General features: G+C 66.1%; 13 protein-coding genes. 6 read left to right on the top strand and 7 right to left on the bottom strand.

The window, feature by feature from the left end:
• Positions 1–113: 113 nt before the first annotated feature.
• Positions 114–1,472 (top strand): HDOD domain-containing protein, encoded by a 1,359-nt coding sequence (locus EP379_RS10095; RefSeq protein WP_127477691.1) that lies wholly within the window; start codon positions 114–116, stop codon positions 1,470–1,472.
• A gap of 69 nt (positions 1,473–1,541) precedes the next feature.
• Here EP379_RS10095 and EP379_RS10090 read toward each other — a convergent pair whose 3' ends face one another.
• Positions 1,542–2,282 (bottom strand): pentapeptide repeat-containing protein, encoded by a 741-nt coding sequence (locus EP379_RS10090; RefSeq protein ID WP_127477690.1) that lies wholly within the window; start codon positions 2,280–2,282, stop codon positions 1,542–1,544.
• Positions 2,283–2,353: 71 nt separating this feature from the next.
• The gene (locus tag EP379_RS10085; RefSeq protein ID WP_145987906.1) at positions 2,354–2,839 is read right to left on the bottom strand and encodes a DUF6231 family protein; all 486 of its coding nucleotides are present in this window, start codon (positions 2,837–2,839) and stop codon (positions 2,354–2,356) included.
• A gap of 2 nt (positions 2,840–2,841) precedes the next feature.
• Here EP379_RS10085 and EP379_RS10080 point away from each other — a divergent pair, with 2 nt between their 5' ends.
• A complete protein-coding gene (locus EP379_RS10080) occupies positions 2,842–3,345 on the top strand; it encodes a hypothetical protein (protein ID WP_127477688.1) in 504 nt (167 codons plus the stop codon).
• A 135-nt stretch (positions 3,346–3,480) separates the two neighbouring features.
• On the opposite strand, the gene EP379_RS10075 is transcribed toward EP379_RS10080, so the two are convergent.
• The 4 genes from EP379_RS10075 to EP379_RS10060 form a co-directional block, all read right to left on the bottom strand.
• Positions 3,481–4,722, bottom strand: a complete 1,242-nt coding sequence (locus EP379_RS10075) for a DUF1015 domain-containing protein (protein WP_127477687.1) — start codon at positions 4,720–4,722, stop codon at positions 3,481–3,483.
• Between the two features lie 81 nt (positions 4,723–4,803).
• Positions 4,804–5,064 carry a YcgL domain-containing protein gene (locus tag EP379_RS10070; RefSeq protein ID WP_127477686.1) on the bottom strand — a complete coding sequence of 87 codons (261 nt, stop codon included), beginning with the start codon at positions 5,062–5,064 and terminating at the stop codon, positions 4,804–4,806.
• A 17-nt stretch (positions 5,065–5,081) separates the two neighbouring features.
• Positions 5,082–6,878 carry a cation:proton antiporter domain-containing protein gene (locus EP379_RS10065; RefSeq protein WP_127477685.1) on the bottom strand — a complete coding sequence of 599 codons (1,797 nt, stop codon included), beginning with the start codon at positions 6,876–6,878 and terminating at the stop codon, positions 5,082–5,084.
• Between the two features lie 93 nt (positions 6,879–6,971).
• A complete protein-coding gene (locus tag EP379_RS10060) occupies positions 6,972–7,181 on the bottom strand; it encodes a hypothetical protein (RefSeq protein WP_127477684.1) in 210 nt (69 codons plus the stop codon).
• Between the two features lie 177 nt (positions 7,182–7,358).
• Here EP379_RS10060 and soxB point away from each other — a divergent pair, with 177 nt between their 5' ends.
• The 4 genes from soxB (at position 7,359) to EP379_RS10040 (ending at position 13,127) form a co-directional block, all read left to right on the top strand.
• On the top strand, positions 7,359–9,119 hold the full coding sequence (gene soxB, locus EP379_RS10055; protein ID WP_127477683.1) for a thiosulfohydrolase SoxB: 1,761 nt from the start codon (positions 7,359–7,361) through the stop codon (positions 9,117–9,119).
• Between the two features lie 123 nt (positions 9,120–9,242).
• On the top strand, positions 9,243–9,929 hold the full coding sequence (locus EP379_RS10050; protein ID WP_127477682.1) for a response regulator transcription factor: 687 nt from the start codon (positions 9,243–9,245) through the stop codon (positions 9,927–9,929).
• Positions 9,919–11,196, top strand: coding sequence for a sensor histidine kinase (locus tag EP379_RS10045; protein ID WP_127477681.1), 1,278 nt, complete (start codon positions 9,919–9,921; stop codon positions 11,194–11,196). The genes EP379_RS10050 and EP379_RS10045 overlap by 11 nt, the downstream gene beginning before the upstream one ends.
• Positions 11,197–11,303: 107 nt before the next feature.
• Positions 11,304–13,127 carry a SulP family inorganic anion transporter gene (locus EP379_RS10040; protein ID WP_127477680.1) on the top strand — a complete coding sequence of 608 codons (1,824 nt, stop codon included), beginning with the start codon at positions 11,304–11,306 and terminating at the stop codon, positions 13,125–13,127.
• Positions 13,128–13,646: 519 nt separating this feature from the next.
• Here the strand turns inward: EP379_RS10040 and nhaD are convergent.
• Positions 13,647–15,080 carry a sodium:proton antiporter NhaD gene (gene nhaD, locus EP379_RS10035; protein ID WP_127477679.1) on the bottom strand — a complete coding sequence of 478 codons (1,434 nt, stop codon included), beginning with the start codon at positions 15,078–15,080 and terminating at the stop codon, positions 13,647–13,649.
• Positions 15,081–15,122 lie beyond the last annotated feature (42 nt).

The following is a 15,122-nucleotide window of genomic DNA, read 5'->3' as shown; positions in this document are numbered from 1 at the left end:
CCTTGTTTTGCAATATGTGATAGATATCGCAACCCTGGCCAGGCCAGTGTCTTACGCTTTGTCCGTAGAAAAGTCGGGCTCCCCTGTGCAACAAAGCCCGAAGGAGCAGAGCAATGAACATTCCGACCACTGTGCGTAATTACCTCGCCCGCAAGGGCGGACAGTACAAGGTACATGCCGCAACAGCGGGTCTGTCGCTGGCCGACGCGGTGCGTGCCGCGCGGGTGCCGGTGCAGAAGCTGGTGCGCAGCGCCGTGCTCAAGGATGGTTCCAGTTATCTGATGGCGGTCTATCCGGCCACCCATCGCCTCGATTTGACCGTGCTCAACGGCAATTCCCGTCGCAATTTCGTGGCCTGCAGCAGCGAAGAACTGAAGACGCTGCTGGCCGACAGCGAGGTCGCGGCCCTGCCGCCGCTGGGTGAGCCCTACGGTATCAAGGTCATCGTTGACCGCAGTGTGGACGAGCTGGACGAGGTGTTCTTCACCCCCGGCATCGGCCACCTGTTCGTGCGTGCCCAGCAGAAAGATTTCACCCGCCTCACCGAAGGGGCCCTGCGCGGCCATCGCATCTCCAACCCGGTCAGCAAGGCGGCGACTCCGGCCGAGGGCAAGCGCGAGGGCATGAAGGAGAAGGTGGAGAAGGTGCATGCCCTGCCGGCGATGCCCGGCATCGCCACCCAGATCCTCGGTCTGCGCAACAACCCCTACGCCAACGCCAACGAGCTGGCGGCGGTCATCGAGCAGGATCCGAGCCTGACCGCCCAGTTGCTGCGCTATGCCGCCTCGCCGTTCTACGCCTACCAGGGGAAGCTGACCTCGGTGGAGCAGGCCATCGTGCGGGTGCTGGGTATGGACTTCGTGATGGACTTCTCCCTGGGCCTCGCCCTCGGCAAGTCCTTCCGCAATCCCAAGGACGGCCCGCTGGGATTGGATGCCTTCTGGCGCGACGCGCTGCACACGGCGGCACTGACGCAGACGTTGTGCAATGCCATCGAGTTCAGCCGTCGTCCCGCTCCCGGCATTGCCTACATGGCCGGCCTGCTGCACAACTTCGGCTTCCTGCTGCTGGGACATCTGTTTCCCGAGCAGTTCAAGCGCCTCAACAAGGCGGTGGCGGAGCAGCCGGATCGTTCCATTCTCGACCTGGAGCGGGAGATTGTCGGCGTGACCCACACCGAGATGGGGTTGTGGCTGGTGGATGCATGGAATCTGCCCAAGGAAATCGTCGAAACCGTGCGCGAGCATCACAACGGCGACTACCGTGGCGACTACGCCATCTATCCCAACCTGGTACACATCGCCAACCGCCTGCTGAAGCGCTTCGGCATGGGCGACGCCACCGGCATCGACCTGTCCGCCGAGCTGCTGGCGGCCGTGGGGCTGACCGAGGAGCAGGCGGAGGCGGCCCTGGGCACCGTGTTGCAGATGCGCGAGGGGCTGCAGTTCATGGCGCGCAAGATGGCTGCCTGAGTCATTCCCTTGCCGGAAAAACGAAACGGCCCGTCAGGGCCGTTTCGCATTTCGGGGGTGACAAACCGGCTACTGGCAGGTGCCGATGGCGTCCAGGCGGCAGCGCTTGCGGTCCACCCACATGGCACCGCCCAAACTGGCCTGTTCGAAGCGGGTGTCGAACAGGCGTGCGTCCACCAGCGAGGCGCGGGTCAGGTCGGCCGCGCGCAGATCCGCATATTGCAGATTGCTCTTCTCCAGACGGGCCTGCTCCAATCGGGCGCCCTGCAGGTTGGCCCGTTCCAGATCGGCCTGCAGCAGGTTGGCGCGGTACAGGTTGGCACGCTCCAGATTCGCCTGCTGCAACCGGGTCTGGCGCAGCTCGGCGCCGCTGAGATCGGCGCCGCTCAGGTCGGCGTTATCGAGAATGGCCTGGTAGAAACTGGCGCCGGCCAGTTGGCCGCCCTTGAGGCTGGCCTCGTTCATCTCTGCACGATCGAAACGGGCGCCGCGCAACAGGGCGCCGCTCAGGGTGGCCTGGCGCAGGTTGGCGCCGGTGAGGCGGGCACCGGGCAGATGGGCCTGATCCAGGTGTGCGCCGCTCAGGTCCGCAAAGTTCAGGTCGGCTCGGTCCAGGCGTGCCCCGCGCAGATCGGCAGCGCCGAACTTGCTGCGGGTGAGGACCGCGCCGCGCAGGTCGGCACCACGCAAATCCACTCCGCTCTTGTCGCAGTCGCGCCAGATGACGCCCGGTGCCGGCGCGTCATCGCAGGCGGCCAGGGCCGGCCAGGGGAGAAGCAGCAGGACGAGCAGCAGGAAATGACGAAGCATGGGGTTGTTGTTGTCTTGCCGGTGGTGCAAACACTGTACGCGATGGCGTCCTGTTTTGCAGCCATGGACGGTCACCAGAAGTCCTTGTCCCAGCGCTCGGGATGGGCCCAGAAGCGGGAGTTGAGCCAGTCCGGTGTGGTCTTGTAGTCGTCGAGGTCGAAGCGGTAGAGGTGATGCGCGCCGTTTGCGGCGGGATAGCGTCCCACCAGGATCAGGCCGAGGGCGAGTAGTTCGTTGTTGTCCCACGGGCCGGACCGTTCCGCCTGCAGGCCGCTGGGAAGAAGGAGCAGAAAGCGGCCGCCGTGCAGGTCGCGCAGGCGGGCGAGCAGCCGAGTGCCGCGGGTCTTGTCCAGCCGTTCCAGCAGATCGGCCACGATTACCAGATCGAAACGGCCCGGGGCCTGCGGGAGTTCGGCGAGATGCTGGGCGAGACGGCCGGGCGCGGCCGCGACGTACTCCAGCACGGTGCTGTCGCAGGGGGCTCCCAGGCACAACACGCTGCGCGGCTGCAAATGCTCAAGTAGCTGTCTCAGGTCTGCTTTATACTGCGCGTCCATGTTTGCATTGTGGACGCCATGCCCGGGGAGTGGAAGGGCTGGTGCGCCGTCCTGGCAGAGAGTGTGTGGTGAAAAAAATCTGGCAAATTCTGTGGTTCTGTGGGGTGGCGTGCGCCGCCGGGGCAGCGGTGGCGCAGGAGGAGATTCCCGCGGCGGGGGTGGCGATCCCCGAACTGGATGTGGCGGGGAGTGTGCGGCGCATGCTGGAGGCCTCCCGCACGGAGCCAGGAGAGGCGGCGGCGCAGCCTGCCGCCGCAGGTGTCCCGGGGGAGAACGCACCGGCTCCCGCCGCCGTACCCGTCGCACCACCGCCTGCGGCGGCAACACCGCCGGTGGCGCCCGGCGCCGCCCCCTCCCCGCTGCGTCCGGGTCCATCCGCGGCCCCGCCGGCGCGGCTTTCAGACCACGTGCCGCTGCCCGAGCGCGAATTCACCATCCGCAGCACCGACGACATCCGCGAACTGGCGCGCGAGCTGGAAGAGGCGAAGCGGCGCCAGCAGCGCTAGGGAAGCTCTGAATAAGTTCAGAGCTTCCGCGGCACAGGGATGTGTGGTTTTGTCCACGGATGGACTTATGTCGCGCAGCCCAGGGAGGGGCGGGAGCGACCTGAGAAGTCCAGGATGGACTTATTCAGACCTTCCCTAGTCGAGCAGGTGCGATACCAGGCCGTCGGCGAGCTTGGGCTCGAACCAGGTGGACTTGGGCGGCATCACCTCGCCGGCATCGGCGACGGCCATCAGCTGCGCCATCGACGTCGGGTGGAGGGCGAAGGCCACGGCCATCTCGCCGCTGTTCACGCGGCGCTCCAGTTCGGTGAGGCCGCGGATGCCGCCGACGAAGTCGATGCGCTTGTCGCGGCGCGGGTCGGCTATCCCCAGCACCGGTTCGATCAGGTTGTCCTGCAGCAGGCTGACATCGAGGCGCTTCACCGGGTCATCCTGCGGGACCAGTTCCGGCTTGATGGTCAGGCGATACCACTGGCCTTTCAGGTACATGCCGAACTCGCCGGCCCGGGCCGGTTTGCACTGTCCGCCGGTCTTTTCCACCGTGAATGCCTTGCTCACGGCGGCCAGGAAGCTGTCCGGCGTCTGGCCGTCGAGGTCCCTGATCACGCGGTTGTAGTCGAGGATTTGCATCTGATTGTCAGGGAAGATCACCGACAGGAAGTAGTTATAGGGTTCTTCGCCGTTGTGGTTGGGATTGGCGGCCTTGCGCGCGGCGGCCACGCGCGAGGCGGCGGCGGAGCGGTGGTGGCCGTCGGCGATGTACAGGCAGTCCATGGCGTCGAAGGTGCGTGTGATGAGATCGATGCGCGCGCTGTCGGTGACGCGCCAGATGGAGTGGCGCACGCCGGTGTCGGCGGTGATGTCGATGTCCGGCGCGGCGGTCACGGCGTGAGCGACCAGTTCGTCGATCACGGTACTGTGTTTGTAGGTGAGGAACACCGGGCCGGTCTGCGCGCTCAGGCTGTCGATCTGGCGCACGCGGTCGTCTTCCTTGTCCGGACGGGTGAATTCGTGTTTGCGGATGCGATTGTTGTCGTAGTCGCTGACGCGGGCGGCGGCGACCAGGCCGATCTGCTGATGGCTGCCCATGATCAGGCGGTAGAGGTAATAACAGGGTGCCGGGTCTTGTTGCAGCACGCCTTCCCTGAGCATGCGCTCGAAGTTTTCCTTGCCCTTGGCGTAGACGCGGGGGTCATACGGATCGATGTCCGGCGCCAGGTCGATCTCCGGCTTGGAAATGTGCAGGAAGCTCCAGGGTTTGTCCGCCGCCCGCTGGCGCGCCTCGTTGCTGTCGAGCACGTCGTAGGGCGGGGCGGCTACCTCGGCGGCGCGGTTGGGGGCGGGGCACAGACCGGCGAAGGGGCGAATCAGGGGCATGGCTCTTTCCTGTCGGTTATTGTCGTTGCAGTTTCGGGTTGCGATGCTGCGCTGTTGAGGTTTGTGACAGCCGCAACGTGTTTATGAACCGACACGCATGTCGGCGAGCGGGTCCTTGGGCGGCATCTGCAGATAAAAGCCCCTGTCCGCCAGGCCGGCGAGCACCTCGGCGACATTGGCGCGGGCCAGTTTGCGCTCCGGATTCAGTTCCAGCTCCATGACGAATACGGGTTGGCCCATGGTGTCCATCAGGATCGGCGGCACGTCCTTGAAGTCGTCCTGCCTGGGCAGGTAGAGATAGAGCTGATCTTTTTTGCTGCTTTTGTAGATGAAGCATTTCATGGTGATATTCCTGCGGTTCAGGCCAGGGCGGCGCCGGTGACGGCAGAATCGGCGCGCAGGGGAAGCTGCTCCTCCGCTGCCGGCAGCAGGGCGATGAGGCGATCACCGTCATGCAACGCAATATCGCCGCCGGTGACGACCTCCAGTGCGCCGCCGGCCGTGAGCACGAACAGCGGGATATGGCGTGGCTGCTGTTCCGCCTCCGCCGGGTTGAGCACGGCGAGGCGGCCGCCGCGGGTCAGTATGCCGCCGAGTTGGGTGAGGGTGTATTCACCACCGCACAGGCGGGTGGCGGCATAGTGGCGGCCGATGGCGCTCTTGCTGCTGGAGCGCTTTTCCTCGGCGGTGAGCAGGGAGTAGACGCGGCCGGCGCCGAATTCACTGGCATAGCGCTGGCAGGCCTGGGCGTTGAGGGCCGGACGGTGCGACATGGCGAGCAGGTGGCCGATGCCGATGAGATCCAGGCTGCGATCGGCCTGTTCCGATACCGGGTGGCCGAGGAAGGTGGTAAGGCCGTCCATGCGTGCCTGGTGGATGTCCTCCCAGTCGGTGTCGGCCAGCACGGCGCGCACGCCTGCGGCCTCCAGGGTGCGGGCGATGGCGCGGGCCACGCCGTGGGCGCCGATGATCAACACGCCGCGCGGTGCCGCCTCGGCCACACCCAGCAGCCGTCCCAACGGGTAGGCGGTGAGGTGCTGCAGCAGCAGCGCACCCAGCACCAGGAGCAGAATCAGGGAGAGCAGAGGTGCGGCGGTGTCCGGCAATTGCAGGCTGAGCAGGGCGGCGGTGGCGGTGGCCATGATGCCGCGCGGGGCGAGCCAGCCGGCCAGCAGCCGCTCACGCCAGTTGAGCGGTGAGCCGAGGGTGGCGAGCAACACCGCCAGCGGCCGTGCGGCGAGCAGGATCATGCCGAGCAGCAGCAGGACTTCATGGCCGGGCAGGGCGAGTTGCGCGGGTTCCAGCCGTGCAGCGATGACGATGAACAGCAGGGACAGCAGTGTCGCGCTGAGGCTTTCCTTGAAGCCGACATGGTCGCGCAGCGGCAGGTCTTTCATGTTGGCCAGGGCCATGCCCATGACGATGACGGTGAGCAGGCCCGCCTCCTGTTCCAGGGTGCTGGCGAGGGTGAAGTTGCCCAGCACCAGGGCCAGGGTGGCGATGTTGACCAGATGCGGCGGCAGCAGGTGATTGCGCAGCAGCAATGCCAGCAGGTAGGCCCCGGCGATACCCAGGGCACCGCCGGCGAGGAGGGCACTGGCGAAGGCCAGCAGCGGATCGTGTTGGTCGCCGGCCATCAGCCAGGCGTGCAGCAGCACGGCGAGCAGGGTGGCGAAGGGGGCGAGCAGGGCGGCCTCCTGGCGCAGCAGGGTGCCGAGACGGGCGCCGGGACGGGCGCGGCGCAGCAGGGGCAGCAGTTCGCTGTTGCCGCTGATCAGGGCGATGGCGCCGAACAGGGCGGCCACCAGCCAGGGCAGGCCCAGCAGCAGGTGGGCGGCGGCGGCGATGAGCAGGCCGTTGAGCAGGGCGCCGAGGCTCACCAGCCGGAGCACCGTGCCGCCGAGACCGCTGAGGTCGTTGAGGCGGAAGCTCAGGCTGCCTTCGAACAGGACGATGGCCACTGTCAGGGACAACAGCGATGGCAGCAGGCCGCCAAACAGGGTGTCGGGTCGGATCAGGCCGCTGAACGGCCCGGCCAGGACGCCTGCCAGCAGCAGCAACAGGATTACGGGGAGGCGCAGACGCCAGGCGAGCCACTGGCAGGCGACGGCCGCCAGGGCGAGGCCGGCCAGGGCAGAGGTGGTGTGGTCGAACATGGAAATCAAACGTCCTCGGCAGCAACCCGCCGTTGGTTCGCCGGCGGGGCCGCAAGTTTAACCTGAATCGAGGGGTTACGGAGGGAAAGGGCGTCAGGCCGGGAGCTGGCTCTCCACCACGGTCACCTGCTCGCGCAGGTCGTCCAGCTCGTTACGCAGTCGTTCCAGGCGGGCGATGAGGTCATGCAGGGTTTGATTGTTCTCCCCGCCGTCCTCGTCGATGCCGCTGAGCAGTTCAATGGCAGTGGTGATGGAGAAACTGGCGTCGGAGAGGTCGTGGCGAATGTTGTCGTAGCTGTTCATGAGTGTGCCGCATGCTATATGCCGTAGCCACAGTATGGGATTTGTCGGCTACTCCGTCCACCGAGCACGTTTCTCAACAATCGAGGCGATGGAATAATCCACGGCCATCGCGCCACTCTAGGCACATGCGCCGTTGCCATAGCGGTCACCCAATCAAAATCAGTCCGAGGAGTTGCAATGTCCATTTCGCGTCGTCAGTTCATTCAATTGATGGGTATCGCCGGTGCCGCCGCCATGGCGCCGGGCCTGGCCTTCGGCAAGAAGGGTGGTTCCGCCCTGTACGATATGCCCAAATTCGGCAATGTCAGCCTGCTGCACATCACCGACACCCATGCCCAGCTGCAGCCCATCTACTTCCGTGAACCCAACGTCAACCTCGGCGTCGGCGGCTCCTACGGCAAGGCGCCGCACCTGGTGGGCGACAAGCTGCTGGCCCATTTCGGCATCAAGCCCGGTTCCATCGAGGCCCACGCCTTCACCTACCTGAACTTCGCCGAAGAGGCGCGCAAGTACGGCAAGGTCGGCGGTTTCGCCCACCTCGCCACCCTGGTCAAGCAGATCCGCGCCGAGCGCGGCGACGGCAATTCCCTGCTGCTGGACGGTGGCGACACCTGGCAGGGTTCCGGCACCGCCTACTGGACCCGCGGCAAGGACATGGTCGGCGCCTGCAACCAGCTCGGCGTCGACATCATGACCGGCCACTGGGAGTTCACCTACCTGGACCGCGAGGTGCTCGACAACATCAAGGATCTCAAAGGCGAATTCCTGGCGCAGAACGTTACCGTGAAGGAGGAGGCGCTGTTCGACGGTTTCCCGTCCTTCGACGAAAACACCGGCCACGCCTTCAAGCCCTACACCATCCGCAACGTCGGTGGTGTGAAGGTGGCGGTGATCGGCCAGGCCTTCCCCTACACCCCCATCGCCAATCCGGCGCGCTTCATCCCCAACTGGACCTTCGGCATCCGCGACGAGGCGATGCAGGAGATGGTGGACAAGGTGCGCAACGAAGAGAAGGCCGAGCTGGTGGTGGTCCTCTCCCACAATGGCATGGACGTGGACCTGAAGATGGCCTCGGTCGTTTCCGGCATCGACGTGATCTTCGGCGGCCACACCCACGACGGCATGCCGGCGCCGTCCATCATCAAGAACCGCGGCGGCCAGACCCTGGTCACCAACGCCGGTTCCAACGGCAAGTATCTGGGCGTGATGGACCTGGACGTGCGCGGCGGCAAGGTGCGCGACTTCCGTTACCGCCTGCTGCCGGTGTTCTCCAACCTGCTGCCGGCCGACGCCGAGATGCAGGCCTACATCGACAACGTGCGCAAGCCCTACCTGGGCCAGCTCAACGAGAAGCTGGCCACCGCCGGCGAGCTGCTCTACCGCCGTGGCAACTTCAACGGCACCTTCGACCAGATCATCTGCGACGCCCAGCGCGTGGTGGGCGATGCGCAGATCGCCCTGTCGCCGGGCTTCCGCTGGGGCACCACGGTGCTGCCGGGCCAGGACATCACCATGGAGCACGTGCTGGACCAGACCTGTACCACCTACCCGGAGACCTACGTGCGCGAGATGGACGGTGCCGAGGTGAAGCTGATCCTGGAGGACGTGCTCGACAACCTGTTCAACGAAGACCCCTACTTCCAGCAGGGCGGCGACATGGTGCGCGTATCCGGCCTCGACTACGTGTGCGACCCGACGGCGAAGATGGGCAGCCGCGTCAGCGAGATGCGCCTCGACAACGGCAAGGCCGTCGAGGCCGGCAAGAAGTACAAGGTGGCCGGCTGGGCCACCGTCGGCGCGCAGTCGGAGGGCCGTCCGATCTGGGACGTGGTGGCCGACTACCTGCGCGACCAGAAGGTGGCCAAGGTGAAGAAGTTCAACACGCCGAAGCTGAAGGGCGTCGCCGGCAATCCCGGCATCGCCGATTACCCCGCCTGACCGTTGTGCCGCAACCGTCTGCCGCACTGAGGCGGCAGGCGGTCGCCGCGCCGCCATGGCGGCGGACTCCCCGTTGTTACCCCGTGCGCGTACAATGGCCCTTTCCTTTGCGCAGGTGGGCCCATGCATATCCTCGTCATCGAGGACAATCCGGACCTCAACGCCAATCTGATCGACTATCTGGGCGGACGCGGTCATAGCGTGGACGTGGCCTATAACGGCTACGCCGGGCTCGGCTTTGCACTGGAAAAACGCTACGACGCCATCGTGCTCGATCTGATGCTGCCCGGCATCGACGGCCTGGAGGTGTGCGCCAGGCTGCGCCGTGAAGGCATCACCACGCCGGTGCTGATGCTCACCGCGCGCGACAGTCTGGAGGACAAGCTGGACGGTTTCGCCAGCGGCGCCGACGACTACCTGATCAAGCCCTTCGCCCTGCTGGAGCTGGAGGCGCGTCTGGAGGCCCTGAGCCGGCGCCAGCGTCCGGAAAGTGAAAGCGGTGCGCACCAGCTGCGTGTCGCCGATCTGGTGCTCGACACCGGCACCTGCCGCGTGACCCGCGGCGGTCGGCCCATCGAACTGTCGCCGATCCCGCTCAAACTGCTGGAACTGTTGATGCAGCGTTCCCCGCAGGTGGTGCGCCGCGCCGAACTGGAGCGCGCCGTCTGGGGCGACAATCCGCCGGACAGCGATGCGCTGCGCGCCCACCTGCACAGCCTGCGCAATGCCATCGACAAGCCCTTCGCCGTGCCGCTGCTGCACACCGTGCGCGGTTTCGGTTACCGCCTGAGCGAGTCCGATGCAGTTTAGCCTCAGCCTGCGGCTGCGCGTGGCGACGGGTTTTGCCCTGCTGTGCGTGGCCGTCAGCCTGGCCCTCGGCGGCTGGGTCTACTTCACCTCGCGCGACCTCGAAGAACGCCTCATCGACGAGGCGCTGGCGGCCGAACTCGAGGACTACAAGGCGCGCCTGGCGCGCAATCCGCAATCGCTGCCGCCGCTCACCGCCACGGTGCGCGGTTATCTGCTGCCGCGCAGCGCATCGCCCGACGAACTGCCGGCGGCGCTGCGCGTGCTCAGCGCCGGTTACCACACCCTCGACGTGGAGGGCACCAGTTATCGCGTCGCGGTTTCCGCCAGCGATCACTGGACGCTGTACATGCTGCACAGCCGTGCCCAGGTGGAATACCGCGAGCGCCGTCTGATTGCCGTGGTACTGTTCGGCATCATCGCCACCGCGTTGCTGTCGGCGGCGGGCGGCTGGTGGCTGGCCGGCCGGGTGATTGCGCCGGTGGGCGAGCTGGCGCGGCGCGTGCGTGAGCGCGATGCCGCCGATCTGGTGAGCCCCTTCGCCGAGGGCCTGCCGCACGACGAGGTGGGCGAGCTGGCCCATGCCTTCGAGCGCTACCTCGCGCGCATGCTCGCCTTCGTCGAGCGCGAGCGCGCCTTTGCCGCCGACGCCAGCCACGAGCTGCGCACGCCGCTGGCGGTGATCCAGGGCGCGGTGGAGGTGTTGCAGGCCGACCCGCAGCTCGACCCGAAGATGCGTCCCCGCGTCGAGCGTATGGCGCGCGCCGTGCGCGGCATGGCCGATCTCACCTCCACCCTGCTGATGCTGGCGCGCGAGCGCCCCGGCCCGGCCCCGGCCTTCACCCCCTGCCCGGTGGATGAGGTGCTGCGCGAGGTGATCGAGCAGCACCAGCACCTGCTGCAGCACAAGCCGGTGCAACTGGAGTTGCACATCGAGGCGCGGCCGGAGGTGGCGGTGGAGCGGCCGTTGCTGGCCATCGCCCTCGGCAATCTGGTGCGCAACGCCTTCGCCTATACCGAGCAGGGGCAGGTGGCGATCACGCTGACTGGTACCGATATCACCGTCGCCGATACCGGACCGGGCGTGCCGCCGGAGGACCTGTGTTGCCTGTTCGAGCACACCGCGCATTCGCGCCGCGCCACCCGCGGTGCAGGTATTGGCCTGCCGCTGGTGAAGCGCATCGCCGACCGCCAGGGCTGGCGCGTCTCCGTCAGCAGCGCGGCGGGGCAGGGGGCGACCTTCCGCCTCGTCTTTCGCACACAGCCTTGACCGATTCTTGACGTTTCCTTGACCGCGGCTTGACCGCGCCCGCCGTAACCTCGGGGTGATTTACCCCACCGCACGGCGCGGCCGTCGCGCCCCAGTCGAGGAACCGTATGTCGTCCGCAAAGACTCTCACTGCGTCCCGTAGCGCAGGTGCCCTGTCCTGTCCGCTCTGGCTCGCCCGCCTGTTGCCCTTCATCCGCTGGTGGCCGATGGTCAACCGCAACACCCTGCGCGCCGATTTCATGGCCGGCCTCACCGGCGCGGTGGTGGTGCTGCCGCAGGGCGTGGCCTTCGCCACCATCGCCGGCATGCCGCCGGAATATGGTCTGTATGCCGGCATCGTCCCGGCCATCGTCGCGGCGTTGTGGGGTTCGTCCTGGCATCTGGTGTCCGGTCCCACCACGGCGGCCTCCATCGTGGTGTTCTCCAGCCTGTCGGCCTTCGCCGAACCGGGCAGCATCGACTACGTGCGCCTGGCGCTGACCCTGACCTTCATGGTCGGCGTACTGGAGCTGATGATGGGGCTGGCGCGTCTCGGCACGCTGGTGAACTTCATCTCCCACTCGGTGGTGATCGGTTTCACCGCCGGCGCGGCCCTGCTTATCGCCGGCAACCAGATCAAGCATTTCTTCGGCCTCGACATGCCGCGCGGCCTGCATTTCCACGAAACCCTGTTGTACCTGTTCCGGCAGTTCGGCGAGATCAATCTGTACGTCACCGGCGTAGCGGTGCTCACCCTGCTGGCGGGCCTGGCCTGCAAGCGCTGGCTGCCGCGCATTCCCTACATGATCACCGCGATGGTGGCCGGCAGCGTGGCGGCGGCGATCCTCAATCAGTGGCTGGGCCAGGACGTCACCGGCATCCGCACCGTGGGCGCGCTGCCCGGCGGCCTGCCGCCGCTGTCGGCCCCCGACTTCAGCCTGGACACCATCAAGCAACTGGCACCGGCGGCCCTGGCCACCACGCTGTTTGCGCTGACCGAGGCGGTGTCCATCGCCCGTTCCCTCGGCGCCCGCGCCAACCAGCACATCGACGGCAACCAGGAATTCATCGGTCAGGGCCTGTCCAACATGGCCGGCAGTTTCTTCTCCGGGTATGTCGCCACCGGCTCGTTCAACCGCAGCGGCCTCAACTTCCAGGCGGGCGCGCGCACGCCGCTGTCGGCGGTGTTCGCCGGTGCGCTGCTCGCCGGCGTGATCGTGCTGGTGGCGCCGCTCGCCGCCTACCTGCCCAATGCGGCGATGGCGGCGATCCTGTTCCTGGTGGCCTGGGGGCTGATCGATTTCCACCACATCCACAAGATCATCCAGGCCAGCCGCGAGGAGACGATGATTTTGGCGGTCACCTTCTTCGCCACCCTGTTCCTGGAACTGGAGTTCGCCATCCTCGCCGGTGTCATACTGTCGCTGGTGCTGTACATCAACCGCACCTCCAAGCCCAAGCTGTTGCCGCGCGTGCCCAACCCGGCCTCGCCGCGTCGCGAGTTCGTCACCGACGGCACACTGCCGGAATGTCCGCAGCTGAAGCTGTTGCGCCTCGATGGTTCGCTGTTCTTCGGTGCCGTGAACCACGTGGCCGAATCCATGCGCCGCCTCACCGAGGGACACCCGCTGCAAAAGCATCTGATGATCTCCGCCACCGGTATCAATTTCATCGATGTGGCCGGCGCCGAATTCCTCGCCCAGGAGGCCAAGCGCCGCCGCGCCGCCGGCGGCGGGCTGTATCTGATCCGTGTCAAGCCGTCGGTGCTGGAGATGCTGGAGCGCGGCGGCTACATCGAGGACATCGGCCGTGACCGCATCTTCACCGGCAAGACCGTGGCACTGTCCAGCGTGATCCCGACCCTGGACGCCGATGTCTGCCGCGGCTGCACCACGCGCATCTTCCACGAATGCGCGCAGCGGCCGGGCGCGGCGCAGCAGGCGCAGGCTTGAACACCAGGCACCGTTGCGTGTTCGCAGGCGGAATGTGCCGAATTGGTATCCAGGTTGTTGTGGCTCGGACTTCAGCCCGAACCACAGAATTCGCGCAGGTCGTTCGGTTACCAGCCCGGAGCGGCTAGTTAGGGAAGGTCTGAATAAGTCCATCCTGGACTTTTCAGGTCGCTCCCACCCCTCCATGGGCTCCGCGCCATAAGTCCATCCGTGGACAAAACCACGCCCATCGAAAAGTGTGATTTTCGCTTGGCTTCATTTTCCAACGAGTTATCGTCGTTGAAAATTGGCGGCACATCCCTGTGCCGCGGAAGCTCTGAACTTATTCAGAGCTTCCTTAGCTGCCGATGCCCGCGTGCAAGAGGTGGGGTGTGATGTGCTGCATGCGGGAGATGACGAGCACAGGAGCGTGCGTCTGGTGCGCTGGTGTGAGGGCCGCGCCGCTCTGATTGTTTCGCTCCGCTGTTGTGGATTTACTGCAGCCTCCCCGGCCAGCCGGGGAGGCTATTTTTTTTTGTGCTACATCACGCTGTGGTTGATGAGGAAGTGCAGCCAGATGCTGCCGGCGTAGCCGAGGGCGATGGCCCAGGTCCACTTGAGGTGGGCGAAGAAGGTGTAGATGCCGCGCGCCTGGCCCATCAGGCCGACGCCGGCCGCCGAGCCGATGGACAGCAGCGAGCCACCGACACCGGCGGTGAGCGTCACCAGCAGCCACTGGCCGTGGGACATCTCCGGGTACATGGTCAGCACGGCGAACATCACCGGGATGTTGTCCACCACCGCCGACAGCAGGCCGATGGCGATATTGGCCCAGGTGGCGCCGATACCCTGATACAGCCAGGCAGAGGCGTGCGCCAGATACCCTATGGTGCCGAGGCCGCCGACACACAACACCACGCCGTAGAAGAACATCAGGGTGTCCCACTCGGCGCGTTTCATGCTGATGAAGATATCGAACGGCTTGTGCCTCGGTTTGACATAGGGCGCCAGCTCGCCCAGGTCCAGGGTCTCGGGACCACGGATGCTCTCGTGCTTGAGTTCGTGGCGGCGCAGCAGGTAGCCGTACAGCTTGAGCACGCCGAGGCCGGTCATCATGCCCAGCACCGGCGGCAGGTGCAGGAAGCTGTGCATGGACACGGCCAGCGCGATGGTGGCGATGAACAGTATCACCACCACATAGCCGCCGTATTTCACCTCGATCTTTTCCGACACCGCCGGCGGCCGGCCCTGCGGTACGGCGAAGGACATCAGCGCCGCCGGGATCAGCCAGTTGGCCAGGGAGGGGATGAACAGGGCGAAGAACTCGTTGAATTCGATGATGCCCTTCTGCCACACCATCAGCGTGGTGATGTCGCCGAAGGGGCTGAAGGCACCGCCGGCGTTGGCGGCCACCACGATGCTGATGCACGACAGCACGATGAACTGGGTGTTGCCGGCACCCACCGCCATCACCACCGCGGCCATCAGCAGGGCGGTGGTCAGGTTGTCGGCGATGGGGGAGATGAAGAAGGCCAGTACGCCGGTGATCCAGAACACCGCGCGCAGGGAAAAGCCGCGCGACACCAGCCAGGCGCGCAGGGCGCTGAAGAGTTGCCGCTCTTCCATGGTGTTGATGTAGGTCATCGCCGCCAGCAGGAACAGCATCAGTTCGGCGTACTCCATCAGGTTGTGGCGGATGGCGGCGCCGGCGGTGTGGGTGTCGCCATGCATGGCATAGGCCGTGCCCACCAGGATCCAGATGATGCCGGCGGCGACGAGGACCGGCTTGGACTTGCGCAGGTGGAGGAATTCTTCCGTCACCACCAGGGCGTAGGCCAGCACGAAGACCACGACGGCGACGATGCCGAACCAGGTGGCCGTCAGGTCCAGGGCGGGGGCCCCTTCACTGGCCAGGGCGGCGGGGGAGAGCAGCAGGGCAGACAACAGACCGGACAACGACAGCAACGCGCGCATAGAAACTCCTGTCACACCAGAACGGGTTTACGGATAGGCTGA

The sequence above is a fragment of the Sulfurivermis fontis genome (genome assembly GCF_004001245.1).
GTDB classification, from domain to species: Bacteria; Pseudomonadota; Gammaproteobacteria; order Thiohalomonadales; family Thiohalomonadaceae; genus Sulfurivermis; species Sulfurivermis fontis.
The sequence above is the reverse complement of the archived record's forward strand: the minus strand, read 5'-3'. Positions and strand labels throughout refer to the sequence as shown.

Excerpts from the sequence above, each read along its gene's own strand:
- EP379_RS10065 (WP_127477685.1), bottom strand. The coding sequence starts at position 6,878 with ATGTTCGACCACACCACCTCTGCCCTGGCCGGCCTCGCCCTGGCGGCC.
- EP379_RS10060 (WP_127477684.1), bottom strand. The coding sequence starts at position 7,181 with ATGAACAGCTACGACAACATTCGCCACGACCTCTCCGACGCCAGTTTC.
- soxB (WP_127477683.1), top strand. The coding sequence starts at position 7,359 with ATGTCCATTTCGCGTCGTCAGTTCATTCAATTGATGGGTATCGCCGGT.
- EP379_RS10075 (WP_127477687.1), bottom strand. The coding sequence starts at position 4,722 with ATGCCCCTGATTCGCCCCTTCGCCGGTCTGTGCCCCGCCCCCAACCGC.
- EP379_RS10040 (WP_127477680.1), top strand. The coding sequence starts at position 11,304 with ATGTCGTCCGCAAAGACTCTCACTGCGTCCCGTAGCGCAGGTGCCCTG.
- EP379_RS10045 (WP_127477681.1), top strand. The coding sequence starts at position 9,919 with ATGCAGTTTAGCCTCAGCCTGCGGCTGCGCGTGGCGACGGGTTTTGCC.
- EP379_RS10050 (WP_127477682.1), top strand. The coding sequence starts at position 9,243 with ATGCATATCCTCGTCATCGAGGACAATCCGGACCTCAACGCCAATCTG.
- EP379_RS10090 (WP_127477690.1), bottom strand. The coding sequence starts at position 2,282 with ATGCTTCGTCATTTCCTGCTGCTCGTCCTGCTGCTTCTCCCCTGGCCG.
- EP379_RS10095 (WP_127477691.1), top strand. The coding sequence starts at position 114 with ATGAACATTCCGACCACTGTGCGTAATTACCTCGCCCGCAAGGGCGGA.
- nhaD (WP_127477679.1), bottom strand. The coding sequence starts at position 15,080 with ATGCGCGCGTTGCTGTCGTTGTCCGGTCTGTTGTCTGCCCTGCTGCTC.
- EP379_RS10070 (WP_127477686.1), bottom strand. The coding sequence starts at position 5,064 with ATGAAATGCTTCATCTACAAAAGCAGCAAAAAAGATCAGCTCTATCTC.
- EP379_RS10085 (WP_145987906.1), bottom strand. The coding sequence starts at position 2,839 with ATGGACGCGCAGTATAAAGCAGACCTGAGACAGCTACTTGAGCATTTG.